Here is a 20,127-nt window from a genome sequence, read left to right on the forward strand (position 1 = left end):
CCATCCTTTACACTGACAACGTTTCACTCGATCTGATCCGTTCATTGAAAGCCGCAGCCTTCAACGGCCGTGAGAAATAGTACCCCTGCCCCAGTTCACAGCCCTGCTGACGTATACAGCGCAATTGCCCTTCGGTCTCCACGCCTTCGGTAATCACACGTAGTTTCAGCGCCTCGCTCATGCTAACGATCGCCTTAACCAGCGCTCTATGGGTTTCATTAGCTTCGATATCCATTACGAAGGCGCGATCGATTTTGAGCACATCCAGCGGAAATTTCTGCAGATAGCTCAGCGACGAGAAGCCGGTGCCGAAATCATCGATCGACAGCAAACAGCCTAACTGTTTCAGCTGTTTCATCACCTCCAACGCCTGATCGCTGTTATGCATCAGCATCGACTCGGTAATTTCAAGAACAAGGTGGCCGGCAGGCAGTGAATACTTCTCGCAGACCGTAGCCACCCTTCCCGCGAAGCGCGCGTTCTGCAACTGTTTGCTCGATACGTTCAGCGACAGCGTGATATCGCAGCCGAACTCCTGATGCCACTGCGCCAGTTGCCGTGCCCCCTCTTCCAGCACCCACTCGCCGAGTGGCACGATCAACCCGGTCTCTTCCGCCACATCGATAAAGTCACCGGGTGCCAACAGCCCTTTCTGCGGATGGTTCATCCTTATCAGCCCCTCGGCGCCGACGATCCGCTGGTCATCGAGATCAAAGACCGGCTGGTAGTAGAGCTCGAAATACTGCCCCTCAAGCGCTTCACGCAGAAGAGATTCGGTGTTGACCCGTTGCAGGGTCCGCTGCTCGTCTTCGGGGACAAACACACAGGCGCGGCCACGCCCCTCGGCCTTGGCACGATACATGGCAAGGTCAGCACTCTTAAGCAGCTGGTCGGGCGTCGTGTCCTCGCCCTGGTAAACGGCGATACCGACAGACGCTGAGATATGCATGGTGCACTGATCGATCTGGAACGAGGTTTCGAGCTGATCGATAAGCCGACTGGAGAGCGACATCAGCGAAGCTTCATCGGTAACGTCATGTATAAGCACGGCAAACTCATCACCACCGAGGCGCGCCACGTAGTCACCCGCCGGCAGAATATTCTGAATCCGTGAACCCGCCGCACGCAGCAGTTTGTCACCGGTATGGTGACCGTAGGTATCGTTGATATATTTGAACCGGTCCAGATCCACAAACATCAGGGCGAGACCTGCCTCGCTATCGTCGCTGCCACCGAGTTGCTCACCGAGCAGCATTTTGAAGAGATGGCGGTTGGGAAGTCCGGTAAGGCTGTCGAAGTTGGCCTGACGCTCTATGGTGCTCAGGGCATCATTGAGACTGGTGATATCGGTCATCACCGCCATCACGCCCTGGCCATCCGGGTTCGGTGTCGCATCGACGCGCATGGAGTGCTCTTCACCGGCGGCATTACGCAGCTTCAGATAGAGTTCAGCATGATGCCGGTGAGCAAGCCGCTCAAAGGCCGCATCCAGGGAACGAAGATCTTCCGGATCGATCAGCAGAGAACGAATATGCCGGCCCAAAACCTGATCCAGCGAGTAGCCGAGATGGTGGAGAAAATGTTCGCTGACATTCTCGAATACACCACGATCCGACAGGCAGAACAGTAGAGCTGGAGTGCGATTATAGAGGTGGCGGAAGCGCTCCTCGCTGCGGCGCAGGGAACGGTGCTTGTCTTCCACCTCAATCAGCAACTCATTGTAGGCGCCGATGATGGTGCCAAACTCGTCGTTTGGCAGGCGATCACCTACACGCACCAGCTCGCCGCTATTGCGTGAGCGCTCGATGGCAAACAGCAGTTGCCGCAATGGCCGGTTGATATAGCGAACCTGGAAGATCAGGATCGCCAGCGCCGACAGTGAAACGATCAGCACCAGGGTAACGATGGCATCATCAAGGATCGATTTATTCGCATCCACCAGGCTCTGAGCGCTGGCTTCCATCACCAGCCAGCCTGATTCTTTCTCGCTGCCGGCGATATCCGGCACCGGAACGACGATCCGCCCCTCGACCTGAATCTTGCCGTAAGCCTCTGTTTCCAGATTAACGACCGGATGCACCTCGGCGTCGAGCAACTCGACCCTCAGCACATCAGGCTCCGCCAGGAGCAGGTTAAGGATGTGGACGACCTGTTCGCGATCCGCCTGGGCGACGTTGACGGCCAACGCGCTGGCGAACTGATCCAGACGATCAAAACGGGCATCAAGCTGATAGCGGAAGGTTTCGCGGGCGATTTCGGATTTGTAGAAGCCGCCACCGCCTAAAACCAGCAACGCACAGACGAGCAGGAGCAGCGCTAGCTTCAGATGAACCGGAAACCTGGATCGGAGTCTGGACTCGGTTGCCATATCCGTCAGTGCCTCCTCGTTATACCGGCAGCACCCTGCCCAGAGGCGCGGAATCAGGTAGGTTGCTGCAAACCGATACCGCAGCTGGAGATGTACTGAGGGTAGAAGAGTAAAACGACTGCTGCATAACTAAGGATCCCGGCTTTTTATTTTTCTACTGCAAAGACTTCCATGACTTGTTCAGTGTAGCGCGTTGAATCGGCCGCAACCCGGGCCGACTCAACGATCATGCTGGCCGCGTCCTAAAAATACAACAGTACTTTATGATATACGCAGCCTAATACGCTTAGATCAGTCCAACATACCCTGCTTGACGACAAAGCCGATGATATCTTCGAGTCCCTTACCCTCTTTCAGGTTGGTAAACACGAAGGGACGCTCACCACGCATCCGCTTGGTATCGGATTCCATAACGGAGAGATCTGCACCTACGTAAGGTGCCAGGTCGATCTTGTTGATGACCAGCAGGTCGGACTTGGTAATACCCGGGCCACCCTTGCGCGGAATCTTCTCGCCTTCCGCCACATCGATCACGTAGATACACAGGTCCGCCAGCTCAGGGCTGAAGGTAGCGCTGAGGTTATCGCCGCCGCTCTCGACAAACACCACGTCGAGATCGCCGTGCAGACGCGCCAGGTCTTCCACCGCCGCCAGGTTCATCGACGCATCTTCACGAATCGCGGTATGTGGGCAGCCGCCGGTTTCCACACCGACGATACGGTCCGCCGGCAGCGCTTCGGCGCGGGTCAGAATCTTGGCATCTTCCTGGGTGTAGATGTCGTTGGTGACAACCGCGATGCTGTAGTCATCACGCATCGCCTTACATACCACTTCCAGCAGCGCGGTTTTACCGGACCCGACCGGGCCGCCGATTCCAACACGCAGTGGCGCCTTGTAGTCACTCATTCTCATGTTTCCTTATAGTACGAGGTCCAGACGAGGATCAGATTGATCCGCCATCAGGACCGGAAAAGTCTTGAATACTGGGTTTCATGCTTGGAGCTGGCGATCGCCAGTGCCGGTGTAGAGCTGCCCACCTGCCAATCGGCAATATTGGGAGCCTGCTCCAGCAGCGCTGGCAACCGTGCCGACACGTCCAGCAGCATTTTCTGACCGGCGGTCTGGCCCAGGGGCACCAGCTTGACGCCCGCCATCACGGCGTTTTCGAGCCAGCTCCACAGATAGCCCCGTCCCAGACTGATGCTGTCGATCTCCCAGGCTTTGGCCGCCAGGGCCATGCCGGCGATCTGGGTTTTGCCCATTTTGTCGCGCAGGGATTCCGGTACGGGGACTTCGAGCTCCGGCAGCAGGCGCAGCAGCGCCTGGGCGCGCTGACGCTCTTCTGCGCGCAGCTCCGAGGTCTCGCGACTGGCGTGCAGATAATCGCACCACTGGCCGAAGCTCTGCTCGTCGCCCTCTTCAAGCGCGCGGCAAAGCCGCAGCAATACCGGCAGTTCCAGCGTGGCAACACTATGCTCCAGCGCCGATACCAGCCACTCTTCGAGGCTGGGCGCATCGGTCACCCAACCGCATTCGATGGCCCACTCCAATCCCTGGGAGTAGGTAAACGCACCCACCGGCAGCGCCGGACTGATCAATTGATAAAGACGTAGATCCGCTAGCATCGAGATCAATCCCGTGCGCGGCTGGACGCCTGACGAGACAGCGCACGCTTTCGGCCAAGGCCTCGTACCGCCCAGCTGGCACAGCCGATCAGCGCGGCACCCAGGCAGACAATGGCCAGGTGGTCAGGCTCACTGATCACGTGAACGAAGCCACTGGTGAGACCGCCGCCGTGCGCACCTTCGTGAGCGATAGCCATACCCGGAGCCAGCAACGAAACAGCCGCCAGAGATCGCTTAAACATCTGCATAGAATAGCCTCTCTTCTAAAGGGTCAGCTCAATGGCTGTGGGATCCGTGTTCATGGTCGTGATGATGGTGATGGCCATGACCTTCGCTGGCGTAAGCACCGGCTTCCGGCTCGAACGGCGCCTGCTCGGCGACCACTTCGGCACCGAGTCCGCGCACCATGTCATCGAGCACATGGTCATGCTGATAACGCACCATGCCCTGCTCGATCTGCAGCGGCACATGGCGGTTGCCCAGGTGATAAGCACAGCGGGCCAGCAGCAACGGATCGGCGGAACGCACCGTGGAGACGCTCTCGTCTGCGGCAACGATCTCAACCACTTCACCGCATTCGCTCTGCAGCAGATCACCCCCGCGCAGGATCAGACCACGCTGCAGGAACAGACCTGCCTCGCGACCATCTTCCAGCTCCACGCGCAGACGGCTGCGGATTCTGGAATCGATCGGCAGACACAGGCGCGCGGTGGGCTCTTGCCTGGCATCCAGTTTAGAAACTAGTCGCAACATACTGTAATAAAACCTATCTATTCGAACTCTTTAATCTTACGAAGCGCCGTCCCTGGCCTCTTCAACACCTCGACTCTCCACCTGGCTGTACCAGCCGGTTTAGAAAAGGTAGTAACGCTGCGCCATCGGCAGTTCGGTGGCCGGTTCGCAAACCAGAAGCTGGCCATCGGCACGCACTTCATAGGTCTGGGAATCCACTTCGATCTTCGGCTGATAGCTGTTCAGGATCATCTTATCCTTGGTGATCGTACGGCAGTCGCGTACCTCACCAATCAGGCTTTCAAGGCCAAGCTCGCTCGGTATACCGGCCGACATGGCTGCCTGGGAGAGGAACAGCATCGAGGTGCTCTGCACCGCGCGACCGAAGCTGCCAAACATTGGGCGGTAGTGTACCGGCTGCGGGGTCGGGATAGACGCGTTGGGATCGCCCATCGGCGCCACCGCGATCATGCCACCCTTGATGACCATGCTCGGTTTGGTGCCGAAGAACGCCGGTTTCCACAGCACCAGGTCCGCCAGCTTGCCCACCTCGATGGAGCCCACTTCGTGTGCAATACCATGGGTCAGTGCCGGGTTGATGGTGTACTTGGCGATATAGCGCTTGATACGGCTGTTATCGTTGCGTTCGGTATCACCCGTCAGCGCACCACGCTGCACCTTCATCTTGTGCGCGGTCTGCCAGGTACGGGTGATCACCTCACCAACACGGCCCATGGCCTGGGAGTCAGAAGAGATCATTGAGAACGCGCCCAGATCGTGCAGGATATCCTCGGCGGCGATGGTTTCGCGGCGAATACGGGATTCGGCGAAGGCCACATCCTCGGCGATGGAGGGATCCAGGTGGTGGCAGACCATCAGCATATCGAGATGCTCATCGATGGTGTTGACCGTGTACGGGCGGGTCGGGTTGGTGGACGACGGCAGAATGTTGGCTTCGCCCGCCGCCTTGATGATATCCGGCGCGTGACCGCCACCGGCACCTTCGGTGTGGTAGGTGTGAATCACGCGACCGTCGATCGCCTTCAGGGTGGTTTCCACGAAGCCCGCCTCGTTCAGGGTGTCGGTGTGGATCGCCACCTGCACATCCATCTCGTCCGCCACGCTCAGGCAGCAATCGATGGCGGCCGGGGTGGTGCCCCAGTCTTCGTGCAGTTTCAAGCCAATGGCGCCGGCTTCGATCTGCTCACGCAGCCCTTCCGGCTGGCTGGCGTTACCCTTGCCTAGGAAGCCCAGGTTCATCGGCAGCGAATCCGCCGCTTCCAGCATGCGGTGGATGTTCCACGGGCCCGGTGTACAGGTGGTGGCGTTGGTGCCGGTCGCCGGTCCGGTACCGCCACCGATCATGGTGGTCACACCCGAGCAGAGCGCTTCGTCGATCTGCTGCGGGCAGATAAAGTGGATATGGGAATCGATGCCGCCGGCGGTAAGGATCTGACCTTCACCCGCGATCACTTCGGTACCCGGACCAATGGCGATATCGACATCCGGCTGGATATCCGGGTTACCGGCCTTGCCGATGGCGGCGATACGGCCGCTCTTGATACCGACGTCGGCTTTAACGATGCCCCAGTAGTCGACGATCAGCGCATTGGTGATTACCAGATCCATGGTACGGCTGCTCGGGCGCTGGCCCTGTCCCATACCGTCACGGATCACCTTACCGCCGCCGAACTTAACCTCTTCACCGTAGGTGGTGAAATCGCGTTCCACCTCGAGCAGCAGCTCGGTGTCTGCCAGACGTACACGGTCGCCCGTGGTGGGGCCGAACATCTCCGCGTAGGCGCGTCTAGAAATCTTTGCCATTTTCAAACTCCTCCTTCGCGCGGGCTCAGAGCGAACCCATTACCCGTCCCTGAAAACCGTAAACCTCGCGGGAGCCGGCGTAAGCCACCAGCTCGACCGTACGGCTTTGACCGGGTTCGAAACGCACCGCGGTACCGGCGGCGATATTAAGACGAAAACCACGTGCTTTCTCGCGATCGAACTGCAGCGCGTCGTTGACCTCGTAAAAGTGGTAGTGCGAGCCCACCTGAACCGGACGATCACCGGTGTTGGCCACTTCCACCTCAACGGTCTCACGACCGACGTTCAGTTCGATATCGCCGGGTTCGGCAATGATTTCACCGGGTTTCATGCTCTGCTCCTCAGACGATCGGTTCGTGTACGGTCACCAGCTTGGTGCCGTCGGGGAAAGTCGCTTCGACCTGGACTTCATGCACCATTTCGGCAACACCGTCCATTACGTCATCCGCACCAAGCAGGGTGCGGCCGTAGTCCATCAGTTCCGCCACTGTGCGTCCGTCACGCGCGCCTTCGAGGATCGCGGCGCTGATATAGGCAACCGCTTCCGGGTAGTTAAGCTTGAGGCCACGTTCTTTACGCCGTTCCGCCAACAGTGCCGCCGTAAACAGCAACAGCTTGTCTTTTTCCCTTGGGGTCAGCTCCATGGTCGTCCTCTTGAATAATCTTTGAATGCACCTGGTATAAAAAGCAGGTGAGAATCTGCGTTCACCCGCCATCCTATAGGCTAACAGAACCTGAGGTTTGTCGGGCAGAAACAAAACAGGCTGATCATAGATCAGCCTGCGCGATGCCAGTCACTCTGCAATGCTCTGCTTTTGGAAGCAATATACATTCCAAATCAATGTGATAGCACCGTTTTTAACGGAATTCAGCTGTTCTCAGCCGCAACCCGTCCATGGATGCGCACGCGACTGATACCGCCGTCCGGGAAAATGTTCAGACGCAGGTGAGTCACTGGCCCTTGCAGGCCCGCATCCGGCACGAACTTGTGCTCGGCATCGGCGCTCAGCGGCTGGGGTGAGAGCAGCTCTTGCCAGAACATGCTCTGGGTCACCAGCGCCTCATCGCCTACCTTGCCCATGCAGGCCGCCTGCAGGGAACACTTATCGGGGAAGTTACCCTTAAAGAAGGCAGTATCGATCACGACCTCATCGATATAACCGGGAGCCGCCAGCTCGATCAGGCACCAGTCGTTACCCGGCTCACGGCGGCGGCGGGTTTCCCAACCATCACCCATGTTGATCCCCTTGGTCGGCATCAGGATCTTGTTCGGATGGCCGTAGTGAGAGTCGTTCCAGGACACTACACGGGCACCCAGTTCGCGGGCCGCCAGGTTCAGCTCGCTGCCCTCTTTCAGTTCTGCGGACGGGCTTCCATACACCACCAGACGCGCAACACCGCCATCTGGCAGGATGTTCAGGCGCACGTGGGTCCAGGCCGAATCCTGTTTGTCAGCAGGGATCTGTGCGGCCACCAGGTGATGCTGACTCGGGCCGAGGCTTACGGGGCCTGCCAGCATTGTCCACTCGGTAGAATCGTCCGGGTTACCTTCCGGCAGATAGCAGGCCTCGATGCTGGCCCCTGGCGGGTAGTTGCCGGTGAAGAAGCTGGTATCGATATCGAAGCCATGAATGTAGCCCGCGACACCAAGACGCAGAACGCACCAGTCGTGGCCGACACCGCGCTTGCGGCGGCTTTCCCAGCCGTCCATCCACTTGCCGTGGTCGTCGTAACGATCCGGGTAGAAACGGGGCAGATCAGCGCTGATCATCCGCTCTGCCGGCGCAAAAAACTGATCGCTGACCGCAACCACCTCGGTACCCAGGCCGATATCGGCCAGGTTCATCGCACCTTCAGCAAATGCCGGCAGGGTCTCAACCGGCTGACCTTCTATGTATTCCACGCCCCACTCCTCTTTTCGATCGCTAGCAAGGATCTATGCAAAATAGTTCAGTACGCTCGCATTCGGGGAGAATCTTCACCCGGGATTGCGAACCACCTTTTGTTTCATATACCTTTCTACTGCAACATTAGTTCCAACCCAAGACAAATTGAACCCGGACTTGCATTTAGCCTGACTTGACTGGGAATTGGAGCGAAAATACGCACCATAAAGGTGCGTGTAAATGTGTACTCAGTCCATTTTGGGGCTAGTTAGACTGAGCTCATTGAGGTCGGCATATTTGTGGCTGATACGTGCGATACGCTCCCGCCCTGTTTCGAGAGAGCGGTGCAGCAGGCTGTTAACCAGCAAAGTGATAAGACACATGGCGCTGGCGTAGCTGTCGAAGGCCGAGCGAGAGTCCACCGGCGCCTCGAACCACCAGTCGGCTTTAGATGCAGCCGGAGCCAGGGATTCATCGCCGATAAGCACCAGCGACGCAGGGCCTTCACAAAGATCGCTCAGCAGCAGGTCAAACCCCTTGGGACGGCGACGGAAGCCGAACAGGACCACCAGATCATCAGCCGCCAGATCCGCCAGCTCTTCACCAAGTGTCTGACCGGGAAGCGGCAGCAACTGAATATTGGAACGCACCTGAATCAGCTGCTGACGCAGATGCAGCGCCACGGGATAGCTGTTGCGGAAACCGATCACCCGCACCCGGCGGGCTGACTCCAGCGCATCGACCAGGGAACCTACCTGTTCCTGATCGAGGCTCTGGAACATTCGGTGCAGGTTTTGCTCCTCCTGGCGCAGATGCTCATCGAAGGCAACACTGCCCCCCTGATCATCCGCCACCGGCACGCCCTGATGGCGCAACTGACGCGCCAGTGTGCGGCCTTCACGGAACGAGGAAAAACCAAGGCGCTTGAACAGACGGCTCACCGTCGCCTTGGATACATGGCACATGCGCGCAAGCTCAGCGGTATTGAACAGCGCCAGATCCTGAGGGTGGGCAAGAATGAAATCCGCCAGCAGACGTTCGCTCGGCGTCAGTTGGTCGTACTGTTCCTGGAGTTTCTGGTCGATTGTTGCATCTGACACGACGATCTGATTCCTGTGGCGACGTAGCTTGTAAGAGTCAAATATACTAACCCGGCCTGTCCGGAAGAAAAAACCCGCAAACACCGGCAGCACCCAGGCAAAGACAAACCGCTGCCCTGTCATGGACTGCAAGGAGCCCTTGATGAACGAGACAACCAATCCAAGCGCCGATCCGAACACCTATCCAAGAGACTTGCGCGGCTACGGCAAGAATCCGCCCAAGGCCAACTGGCCCGGCGGTGCTCGTCTCGCGGTCCAGTTTGTCCTCAACTACGAGGAAGGCGGCGAAAACTGCGTTCTGCACGGCGACAGCCACTCTGAAACTTTTCTTTCAGAAATGGCCGGCCCCCAGGCCTATCCGGACCGTCACCTGAGCATGGAGTCGATCTATGAATACGGCTCCCGCGTTGGTGTCTGGCGCATCCTGCGCGAGTTTGAGCGCCGCGGCCTGCCGATGACCATCTTCGGCATCTCCACCGCTCTGGCCCGCAACCCCGAGGTAACCCAGGCGTTTGTCGACCTGGACCATGAGATCGCCTGCCACGGCCTGAAGTGGATCCACTACCAGCAGATGCCGATCGAGCGCGAGCGCGAGCACATGAAGGAAGCGATGCGCATCATCACCGAACTGACCGGCAGCACACCGCTGGGCTGGTACACCGGACGCGACTCCCCCAACACCCGTCAGCTGGCGGTAGAACATGGCGGCCTGCTGTACGACTCCGATTACTACGGCGACGACCTTCCGTTCTGGACACCTGTCACCCTGCGCACCGGCGAAGTGAAGAACCATCTGGTGGTGCCCTACACCCTGGACTGCAACGACATGCGTTTTTCTTCATCTCAGGGCTTTGCCGACGGCGAGGATTTCTTTAATTACCTGCGTGACTCCTTCGATGTGCTTTACGCCGAAAGCGCCGAAACACCGCGCATGATGTCAATCGGTCTGCACTGCCGCCTGATCGGTCGTCCCGGCCGTTTCCTCGCGCTGCAGCGTCTGCTTGATCATATTCAGCGTCATAGCGATGTCTGGATCACCCGCCGGGTGGATATCGCCCGCCACTGGATCAGCGAGCATCCGCCCAAGGAGGTTTAACAAAACCAGCCTAAGCGGAAAGGATAATAGGTTACGACTCGATTTAGCGACATAAGTGTGTTTAATTGACGTAATGTGCAATAAACAGCCACTGGTGTCGCCGCTATACCGCGACTGATCAATACAGGGTGCACCACCTGACGAAATAGCCAGGAAATGGCGCGTTTATTGCTGTCTTCAATGTGATACGCATAAACGCGTGGATTTCGCTGTCGGCAAATCAGGAGTGCTATCAGTGTCGAACCAGGAAGCCTTCAATGCGCTTTGGCTGCTGCTGTCAGCCGTCCTTGTACTTGTTATGCAGGCCGGGTTTCTCTGTCTCGAATCCGGCCTCACCCGCAGCAAAAACGCGATCAACGTAGCGCTCAAAAACGCCTTCGACCTGCTCGTCACCACTGCCCTGTTCTGGCTGGTGGGCTTCAGCCTGATGTTCAGCACCTGGAACGGACTCCTGCCGGATATCAGCCTCGTTGCCGCGGACTTTCCACAACTGAGCTTCTGGGATGCCTGCTTCTTTCTGTTTCAGCTCACCTTCTGTGCCACCGCTGCGACCATCGTATCCGGCGCCATTGCCGAGCGCGCCCGCTTTGTGACCTATGTGTCGATCACCGCGCTGATCGCCGTGCTGATCTACCCCTTCTTCGGCCATCTTGCCTGGGGCGGTGCCCTGCGAGGTCCTCAGGGCTGGCTGGCAAGCCAGGGCTTTGTCGACTTCGCCGGCAGCACCGTGGTGCACAGCCTTGGCGGCTGGGTCGCGCTGGCGGCGCTAATTGTTGTAGGGCCACGTAAGGGCCGCTTCGTCGCTGGGCGGGTAGTGTCTATCCCCAGCAGCAACCTGCCGTTCGCCATGTTGGGCATGATGCTGTTCATCATCGGCTGGATCGGTTTCAACGGCGGTAGCACGCTGGAGTTCTCCAGCGCGATCCCCGGCATTATCGCCAACACACTGGTGGCGGCGACCTTTGGCGGCATCACCGGCATGCTGCTTGGGCACTGGCGCACCAGCAGCCAGACACCGCAGCTCACGATCAACGGGACACTCGCCGGACTGGTGGCCATTACCGCCGGGTGCCACGCTGTCACCACGCTTGAAGCCGCTCTGATCGGGGTCGTCGGCGCACTCTGCATGCGCGGTATGGAACGTTTGCTGGAAAGGCTCAAGCTCGACGACGCGATTTCGGCCACACCGGTGCACCTGGCGGCCGGTATCTGGGGCACCCTCGCGGTGGGCCTGCTGGGTGACCCGGCAGTGCTTGGCACTGGCCTGGGATGGACCCAGCAGGTCCTCGTTCAAATTGAAGGCATACTGGTTTGCGGCGCCTGGGCCTTCCCGTTGGCGCTCATCTTCTTGCTTGTAGTCCGCCGGTTTACCGCTGTTCGCGTCTCGGATGACGCCGAAACCGAGGGTCTTAACAGCTCCGAGCACGGCGCCGCCACAGAGCTTTCTGACCTGCTTGGCGCCATGAATGAACAGGAGCGCACCGGCGATATGCAGCGCAAGATGCCGGTGGAACCTTTCACCGAGGTAGGCCAGATCGCCGCCAAATACAACCAGGTGATGACGAAACTCAACCGCATGACCAGTCGCACACGGCTGATACTGCGTGATATGCAGGACGGCGTGATCACCTTCAGTGAGCAAGGCATCATCACCAGCGCGAACCCCGGCGCCGCTGCCATTTTCGGCCGTCAGCACACCCAGCTGGCGGGTCAACAGATCTCTACACTGCTGCACAAAGACTGCCTAAAGTTCTACCCCACCACACCGCTGGAAAAACTGCTCCCGCTGATCGCATCCAGCCAGAACGAAGGCCCCCATGAGCTGGTGGGACGCAATGCCAAGGGCGAGCCGATCACCATCGAGGTCACCACCTCTGCCAGCCCCACCGGCGAAGGAGTTCAATACAGCGCCATCGTCCGCGATATAGGCGAACGCAAACGGATGGAGGAGCGACTGCACCGGCATTCCCAACTCGCCCAGGTCACGCTGGAAGCCATTACCGAGGCGGTCATCACCTGCGATGCACGAATGAAAACCGTCTACCTGAACCCGGTGGCGCGGTCGCTCACCGGCTGCCATATCGACGATGTGTTCAATGAACCGATCGACTTTGTTGTGCGCCTGCAGACGATAGAGGGAGACAACATCTCCATCGCCGCACTCTGCCGCGACAGCACCCCCGCCGGCGAATATCGGCAGCTGAGCCTGATCGGCGCCAATGGGCATCGCGCCCGGGTGCAGCTGAACTGCGCCCCGCTGCACGACAAGGATGGCCAGGCTGTGGGCTGGGTGATCGCCATGCAGGACATCACCCAGAACAGCGAGCTGCAGCAGCGCCTGACCTTTCAGGCGGTACACGATGCACTCACAGGATTGATCAACCGACGTGAATTCGAGCGGCGTCTGGAACAGCTGATCATCTCCGCCCGCACCGATAACGGCGAACATCTGATCTGCTACCTGGACCTGGATCAGTTCAAGCTGGTGAATGACACCTGCGGCCATCGCGCCGGGGATGCGCTGCTGCGACAGCTCTCCCATGAGTTGAAACCCTTGCTGCGCCAGAACGATACCTTCGCCCGCCTCGGCGGCGATGAGTTCGGTATTCTGCTGGCGGACTGCCCGGTGGAACGCGGCCTGGAGATCGCCGAGCAGCTACGCCGCACCGTGAAGGATTTTCGATTTCCCTGGGAAGGTCAGGTGTTTTCCGTGGGCGTCAGTATCGGCCTGGTACCGTTCGGCCCTGACTGCGCCTCCCTCGATGAGCTACTTAGCCTGGCGGACGCGGCCTGCTATGCCGCCAAGGATACCGGTCGTAACCGTGTGCACCTGTACGAAGTGGATGACAATGAACTGAGCCAGCGGCAGGGGCAGATGCAGTGGGCGTCGCATATCCAGCAGGCTATCGACTGCGACGACTTCCGCCTTTACTACCAGACCATTGAAGCGCTGGATCCCGAGCCCGGCGCCGTGCCCCATATCGAAATATTTATCCGCATGCTCGATGCCGAGGGCAACCTGATCCCGCCCGGCGCCTTTGTACCCGCCGCGGAGCGCTATGACCTGATGCCGCAGGTGGACCAGTGGGTAGTGCGCAACACCCTGGCCTGGCTCGGCGATCACCTGCATGCCGGTAACAACCAGATCCAGTGCGCCATCAACCTGTCCGGTGCCTCCATCGGCTCCTCCGAGTGTCTCGAAACCATTAAGCACCACATTGGCAAACATGAGATTCCGCCCCACCTGCTCTGTTTCGAGATCACCGAAACCGCTGCCATGTCCGACCCCGAAGCGGCCCGCGCCTTTATTGAGGAACTACGCAACCTTGGCTGTCACTTCGCCCTGGATGACTTCGGTAGTGGTCTCTCGTCCTTTGGCTACCTGAAACGGCTGCCGGTGGATTGTGTAAAGATCGACGGCATTTTCGTCAGGGATATGAGTAATAACGAGATCGACCAAGCGATGATCGCCTCGATCAACAACATCGCCCATATAATGGGCCTGAAAACAGTGGCGGAGTTTGTTGAAGATGAAGCGACCCTGGGCCTGCTGCGCGAGATCGGCGTGGACTTTGTACAGGGCTACCTGCTCAGCAAACCCGCACCGCTTGAGCAGTTGGGCCGTGTGCGGGTGATGCCACGCTAGGGCTTGATCGGAAATTCAGCGGCCGACCCAATTTAGCCTTCATCCTCACGGGATGTGTTGCCGGAGCTCGATGCAGGCTCACAGAGTAACTCAGTGCCTCTTTGCTCGCAGTGGCAGGACCGGCTTCAAGCGGCAATAATTTACCGAACTTCTCTCGAATACCCTAGGCTTTACGCACTTCCCGACCTTGCATCTGTATCGTCTCATCCTAAAAGCGAACATTGGCAGTGGTATTCCTGGACAGCCGCTATCGGCACAAATCGGACGTTAACACTCTGTTAAGGGGGGGCGGGATCATTGAACCGCTTCAAACGAAAGTCGATTTGAGGGCAGCCAAATTGAGCTTTCACGATGAGTTACCACGATTAACGTCTGAGGTAATGCCCCGACCATCAGGGCAATTTCCTGCTCGGTTTTCTCATCCAAGGCAGACGTCGCCTCATCCAGAATCAAGACCGGCGCGTTTTTAATCAGGGCTCTGGCAAGCGCAACACGTTGGCGCTCACCGCCAGATAATAGTGCCCCGTTGTGCCCAACTGCCCGCTCAATCCCCAGCTCAGAGCTATCAATCAGGGTACCGAGTAGGACTTGCCTGGCGACCTTCTCAACCTCTGCATCTGTGGCCAGCGGCTTACCAAGCCTTATATTGTCGGCGATGGAACCGGTAAACACTATCGGTTCCTGGCCCACATAAGCGATACGGTCAACGATCTGCTTGTACGACATACCTTGAAGGGCCACTCCTCCCATGCGAATAGCGCCTTGCGCTGGATCATCAAAGCGGGCCAATAGCTCGAGAAAGGTGGTTTTACCGCTTCCACTGGGCCCCTGCACAAGCAGGTGACACCCTTCGGGAATCTCGACACTGAGGTCGTGTAGTATCGGAGGATAATTAAGACTCACGACCTCGATTCGACTGCCCTGCGGCGTCCGCGCCTCATCCGCTGACGGCTCGCTTACTGCTGGCGCATCCGCTATTTGCTTATAACGGTCCAGTCCCGCCTGAAGATCATTGATATGTGCGCCCAACAACGCCAGTTCTTCCAAAGGCGCTGATGCCCTGCTGATCAATAGAACCAGTGCCAGTAGTTGTGCAGAACCGATGCTACCGTCCAGTATCAGGAATCCGGTGAGACCGATGACGGGGATCATTGCGGCGACTGACGTAATAAAGGTTGCCACAAGCGCACCAGCGTTCGTCTTTGCCAAAGCGCGTTCATGGGCGCGCCATGTCGACTCAATCCGCTCCATCGAACGTTTCGGGCCCGCGGCCGTTTTAAGCAGCTCCAGGTGATCTATAAACTCACGCGTGGCCTGGGCCACTTCGAGCTCATGCTGTTGGCGCTCTCCATCGACGAATTTCAGCTTGCGTTGGGCGAATACAAGCAGCGTTAACGCCCCTCCCAGCAAAAGTCCCGCAACAACGGCGACTGACCAGCCGCCTATCAATCCAATGCCGCCCATCAGAAACAGGGGTAGCAGAGGAGCATGTAATATGAGCTGTAGCTGGTGCGCCGGGATACTCATTAACCCGGGAACACCCTGCCCGGCAAGCACCGACACTTTTGCCCTGAATGCCTCGGTAAACCAGGACAGTTTCGTATCTGCCAGCGCATTGCCCAGCGACGTGTAGAGATCCCCTGCCAGGCGGGCCCCTGAAATAAACCCAGCGCGTGTCACTATCACTGTCACGCACACGGCCAGCAGCGCGTTTGTCAGCACCCAACCACCGGACGCCTGGTTAGCGATTGCAAGCGCCAGAGTCACATAGGCCACAGCCTCACAGAAAGAGACAACCACCCATCCAGCGCCTATCGCGTTTAATCTCTTAAGGGCTTGTTCGGAAAGAGCGGAGAGACCCGGTACGACTGCGGAGAGCGGTGAAAATATCATTGGCTAAGTCCTTCTGCTTCAGGCACGACTTCTAGATGCTGGTCAGCAAGTGCTATGACCTCTGGGTCATGAGAAACCAGAATGATCGTTTTCCGTGTGGTATGGGCTTGCTGTTTTATTGTGTTTACCACTTGCAGGGTCATCGAACGATCTAAAGCACTGGTGGGCTCGTCGAGGACTAGCAATGGAGCATCAGCGAGAAAGGAACGCGCCAAACCAAGCCGCTGCTTCTCTCCTCCCGATAGCTGGGAGGCTGAACGGTCAAGGTCTGTATCTAAATGGGCAAGTCGCAGGGCATCTTCCAGCATCTCATCGATCAAGTCGGCTGAACCAAGGCGAAGGTTCTCTCTTACACTGGTATCAAGAACGCTGCATGCCTGTGGCAAGAACTTAATGGTTGCGCTTCGGACATTCTCATCCAAAGTCGCGATATTCACCCCAGCAATGCGAACCTCACCGCTATCCGCGCTTTCAAGTCCGGCCAGGGCTCGCAGGAACGTTGTTTTCCCCGCTCCGCTCGGACCTGAAATCACACTCAGAGTACCCGGCAGGAAACGATGACTTTCACGATCCATAATCAGCCGAGATCCCGCTTTTAACGTCAGTTTTTCTGCTTCAAGCACCACGCCGCGGTCTATTATTCGAGCGCAGCCACTGGGTAGAAGTTGCTCAGAGAATAGATCGCTCAAGCGCTGGGCGGCCCTGCGGCCAGCTCGTACGTAATCAACGCCGTGGCCCAGCTTCAACACCGGCGTCACAATAGCCAAGCCAAACAACATGGCTGCGGCCGTTACGAGAGTCCCCTGTTCTGAGGTGACGAAGTAAGCGATAGGCAAGGTCGCCACTGCTTGCAGAAGCGCTACCGCGAAGGCCCCCGCCGTCGCGACCTTTTTGACCCACTCAACGATTCCACTGGTGAATCGCTCGACCGATTGCCGGTATGAAGCCAACGCCCCTACCTGAGCACCATAAAGCCGATTTACCCGAATCCCACGAACATAATCATCTACATGGGTGATTACTTCCGACATCACCCGATTTCGTTCTTCACCGAATTTCGCAGAGACCCGTGGCATCAGCCACAGATAATAGAGCGCAGCAATCAAGCCGGGAATCAGAACAGCGAGCGAACCAACTCCCGCGATGGAAACCAGCAAAATGATCGATGCGAGGGGCACGACGAAGAATGTGGCGATTTCACCGGGCAGGTGCGCTACTACATGGTGTAATGCTGCGACATCATCTGCTAGGAATCCACGTATCTTGCTGTCCTGCCATTTTGCCAGGGTACTCGCCGGTAACCGTGTGAGATGGGTAGCCACCTGTCGCCGCAACATCGCAGCAGCTTGGGCCTCAGCGTTGTGTGACAGCCAGGAGGACGCTGAAGCGCAAGCGGCACTGGTGAGAAAGAGCATGGCAGCATAAAGGACCCAGGGTGGCACCGGTTCACCAATGAGCTGGACCAGAGCCCAGAACGCTGCCAATTTTGTGAGACCTGCCAGGGCCGCAAATACAGTACCCGCGCACAACTGCGCCATTGCCGGACGAAGAATCCTAACGAGACGAGAGTAGTCGGTTTTCACTCTCTTTAGATCAGTCATGACGCTCTCCGCTGTGCGATTAGCCGCAAACGGTTTTTATCTGCCATTTTAAATCCTTACCCGGCACACGGTGTACCGGGATGAATGGAAGGTAAAAAGACCTGAGGAGGAGTTAGAAGTCCATGGTCGCGGAGAGCATCACTGTGCGGGGCGCACCTAGGCCCAGGGAGCTGTAGTGAGGCATCGCCCAATAGGCTTTGTCGGTGAGGTTTTTCACATTAAGGCGCCAGGTAACCGACTGATCGGCAAGACGAGTCTCGTAACGCGCACCGACATCAAAGATGGTATGACCAGGTAAGGAAATTTCGTTATCGGCATCAATATACTGCTCTGACACAGACGTCGCGTTGCCGGTCAGCGTGAGGCCCGTAATCATCGGCGTATCCCACTCGGCCCCCAGCTTACCGATAAATTCCGGAACCCCTGAAGCCTGGTTTCCCTGGTTGACTCCACCCTGGGTTTTCGTGAGTTCAGCATCCACATAAGCGATGCCCCCCATCAGCCGAATATTGTCGAACGGCGTGCCGAAAAAGCTCCATTCGATCCCTCTGTTACGCTGTTCACCACCAGAAGAGAAGACATTGGTCAACGGATCAGTGTAACTACTGGGTCTTTTAATCTGATAAACACTGACTGTGTGTGCAAAGTCACCAAGATCGAGCTTCAACCCCAATTCGGTCTGCTTGGTTTTGTAAGGTTCAAAAATTTCGCCCGCGTTCTCGGCTGTGGTCGGGGCTGTATCCCCCTGACTCAGGCCTTCGATGTAGTTTGCGTAGAGAGACAGGTCGTCAGTTAGCCTCCAGACACCCGCGACCGCAGGTGTAACCGCACTCTCCTCATAGCTGCTGAGGCGCGCTCCTGTGCTGGCCATATAACTGTCTTGCACGACCTCCTGCCGCCTTACGCCAAGCGTGAGCTGCACTTTATCCTGCGCGAATGAGATCGTGTCGGCTATACCTACACTGGTTAGCTCCAATTCAGTCTTGGTGATAGGCTGAACACTGTGAGGTGTATCCCGCGGCGCCCATTCCGGATCATAGATGTTGGTAATCCAGTCGCTATAGAGCACGCCCCTGCGCGCATTGAGGCGATAATCTTCCTCATAGCGTTTAGCGTTGATCGCGACCTCATGACCAATCGCACCGGTTTTAAATCGGCTGTGAATACCGACTTCTACCGAGTCACGATCTGCTTTATCACTCGTATCGCCTGCATTATGTCTGAAGTCACCCTGCTCATTGATAATTTGCGCAACTGAAGAGTTGGTGGATTCGAACTCTGTTTCGCTGGTCCCAAAGGCAGCATAGACCGTATTCCGATCGTTCAGGTCATACTCACCTCGAATCAAAGCCCCCTTGTCTTTCGCATGGTTAAAACCCCAGTCCGGATTCAGCAGCGTATCCGAGTCAGGTGGTTTAGGCAGAGATACTCCCGGCGCCAGCGTAACGCCGCGTGTTGCTCCATCTATGCTGTCTTCACTGGCATATAGGTCAGCCGAAATACGAGCTCGTTCACCACGCCAATCCAACGCAAGAGAGCCAAGTTGAACCTCTTTATCCTGATCATTGACCGAGGTTTCGCCATCGCGATAAGCACCATTGAAACGAATGCCGAACTGCTGGTTCGCGCCGAAGCGGCGCCCGAGATCCACATGCCCGCCAAACTGGGAATCGGAGATGTAGGTCGTTGTAATCGAAGCATTAGGCTCACCCCCCGCTCTCTTGGGCACCAGGTTAACCGAGCCACCTACCGATCCATTGGGAGGCATGCCATTCAACAGTGCTGAGGGTCCCTTTAACACTTCGATTCGCTCAAACATCTCTGGCGAGCTCCGAAAATAAGGCGCCACGCCGAACATCCCATCAAAGGTCACATCACCAATATCCGACCGAAAGCCCCTGATGGAATAGCTTTCTCGGCTATCCCCGGTAACACCGCCATAAAACACCGAAGGGTCAGTCGCGGCGATAACGTCAGTTATATCCTGCGCCTGACGGTCCGTAATGAAACTGTCGGTGTAGCTGATGGTGTTGAACGGGGTATCCATGAAGTCTTTATTACCCAACATGCCGACACGGCCACCATTACTCACCTGACCTCCTGCATAGGGGGTAGCAATGGTGTCTCCTTCCCCCACAACGGATATCGGAGCTAGCTCAGTGCTCGAGCTTTCCGTACTCGTTTCGGTTTGCGAAGTTTCCGCTGCGGCCGGTACGGCATAGGCGAGGTTCATGCCCAAAATCAGAGCGATATAGGCTGCCGAATACTTACCCTTGCGGTCATAAAACGACAGGGGCTTGTCAGCGCAAAATAAATCCATCCGATTGATATTATTAACATTTTCCATAACGCATCC

15 protein-coding genes are annotated in these 20,127 nt (G+C 57.5%); 2 read left to right on the plus strand and 13 right to left on the minus strand.

Annotation, left to right across the window (positions count from 1 at the left end; genetic code table 11):
• Nucleotides 1–7: 7 nt before the first annotated feature.
• The 10 genes from CLV83_RS06765 to CLV83_RS06810 form a co-directional block, all read right to left on the minus strand.
• On the minus strand, nucleotides 8–2,368 hold the full coding sequence (locus CLV83_RS06765) for a putative bifunctional diguanylate cyclase/phosphodiesterase (protein WP_132289286.1): 2,361 nt from the start codon (nucleotides 2,366–2,368) through the stop codon (nucleotides 8–10).
• Between the two features lie 291 nt (nucleotides 2,369–2,659).
• Nucleotides 2,660–3,274: an urease accessory protein UreG gene (gene ureG / locus CLV83_RS06770; RefSeq protein WP_132289289.1), complete on the minus strand. Its 615-nt coding sequence runs from the start codon at nucleotides 3,272–3,274 to the stop codon at nucleotides 2,660–2,662.
• Between the two features lie 53 nt (nucleotides 3,275–3,327).
• Nucleotides 3,328–3,993 (minus strand): urease accessory protein UreF, encoded by a 666-nt coding sequence (locus tag CLV83_RS06775; RefSeq protein ID WP_132289292.1) that lies wholly within the window; start codon nucleotides 3,991–3,993, stop codon nucleotides 3,328–3,330.
• Between the two features lie 5 nt (nucleotides 3,994–3,998).
• The gene (locus CLV83_RS06780; protein ID WP_132289295.1) at nucleotides 3,999–4,241 is read right to left on the minus strand and encodes a HupE/UreJ family protein; all 243 of its coding nucleotides are present in this window, start codon (nucleotides 4,239–4,241) and stop codon (nucleotides 3,999–4,001) included.
• Nucleotides 4,242–4,269: 28 nt separating this feature from the next.
• The gene (ureE, locus tag CLV83_RS06785) at nucleotides 4,270–4,746 is read right to left on the minus strand and encodes an urease accessory protein UreE (RefSeq protein WP_132289298.1); all 477 of its coding nucleotides are present in this window, start codon (nucleotides 4,744–4,746) and stop codon (nucleotides 4,270–4,272) included.
• A 99-nt stretch (nucleotides 4,747–4,845) separates the two neighbouring features.
• A complete protein-coding gene (ureC, locus tag CLV83_RS06790; protein ID WP_132289301.1) occupies nucleotides 4,846–6,549 on the minus strand; it encodes an urease subunit alpha in 1,704 nt (567 codons plus the stop codon).
• Nucleotides 6,550–6,574: 25 nt separating this feature from the next.
• Nucleotides 6,575–6,880 (minus strand): urease subunit beta, encoded by a 306-nt coding sequence (locus CLV83_RS06795; RefSeq protein ID WP_104001595.1) that lies wholly within the window; start codon nucleotides 6,878–6,880, stop codon nucleotides 6,575–6,577.
• A 10-nt stretch (nucleotides 6,881–6,890) separates the two neighbouring features.
• The gene (gene ureA / locus CLV83_RS06800; RefSeq protein WP_132289304.1) at nucleotides 6,891–7,193 is read right to left on the minus strand and encodes an urease subunit gamma; all 303 of its coding nucleotides are present in this window, start codon (nucleotides 7,191–7,193) and stop codon (nucleotides 6,891–6,893) included.
• A gap of 224 nt (nucleotides 7,194–7,417) precedes the next feature.
• A complete protein-coding gene (gene alc, locus CLV83_RS06805; protein WP_243642302.1) occupies nucleotides 7,418–8,452 on the minus strand; it encodes an allantoicase in 1,035 nt (344 codons plus the stop codon).
• A 231-nt stretch (nucleotides 8,453–8,683) separates the two neighbouring features.
• Entirely contained in the window at nucleotides 8,684–9,535 is an 852-nt protein-coding gene (locus CLV83_RS06810; protein ID WP_243642303.1) for a MurR/RpiR family transcriptional regulator, read from the minus strand.
• A 142-nt stretch (nucleotides 9,536–9,677) separates the two neighbouring features.
• Here CLV83_RS06810 and puuE point away from each other — a divergent pair, with 142 nt between their 5' ends.
• Nucleotides 9,678–10,631, plus strand: coding sequence for an allantoinase PuuE (puuE, locus tag CLV83_RS06815; RefSeq protein WP_132289310.1), 954 nt, complete (start codon nucleotides 9,678–9,680; stop codon nucleotides 10,629–10,631).
• Between the two features lie 235 nt (nucleotides 10,632–10,866).
• The gene (gene amt / locus CLV83_RS06820) at nucleotides 10,867–14,277 is read left to right on the plus strand and encodes an ammonium transporter (RefSeq protein ID WP_132289313.1); all 3,411 of its coding nucleotides are present in this window, start codon (nucleotides 10,867–10,869) and stop codon (nucleotides 14,275–14,277) included.
• Nucleotides 14,278–14,571: 294 nt separating this feature from the next.
• Here amt and CLV83_RS06825 read toward each other — a convergent pair whose 3' ends face one another.
• The 3 genes from CLV83_RS06825 to CLV83_RS06835 all read right to left on the minus strand — a co-directional run bounded on the left by CLV83_RS06825 (nucleotide 14,572) and on the right by CLV83_RS06835 (nucleotide 20,118).
• Nucleotides 14,572–16,170, minus strand: coding sequence for an ATP-binding cassette domain-containing protein (locus CLV83_RS06825; protein ID WP_132289316.1), 1,599 nt, complete (start codon nucleotides 16,168–16,170; stop codon nucleotides 14,572–14,574).
• Nucleotides 16,167–17,771, minus strand: coding sequence for an ATP-binding cassette domain-containing protein (locus CLV83_RS06830; protein ID WP_132289319.1), 1,605 nt, complete (start codon nucleotides 17,769–17,771; stop codon nucleotides 16,167–16,169). Before CLV83_RS06830 ends, CLV83_RS06825 begins: the two co-directional genes overlap by 4 nt.
• 112 nt (nucleotides 17,772–17,883) lie before the next feature.
• Complete coding sequence (locus CLV83_RS06835; RefSeq protein ID WP_207894752.1) at nucleotides 17,884–20,118, minus strand: TonB-dependent receptor; 2,235 nt, start codon at nucleotides 20,116–20,118, stop codon at nucleotides 17,884–17,886.
• Nucleotides 20,119–20,127 lie beyond the last annotated feature (9 nt).

The sequence above is a fragment of the Marinobacterium mangrovicola genome (genome assembly GCF_004339595.1).
Classification (GTDB): domain Bacteria; phylum Pseudomonadota; class Gammaproteobacteria; order Pseudomonadales; family Balneatricaceae; genus Marinobacterium_D; species Marinobacterium_D mangrovicola.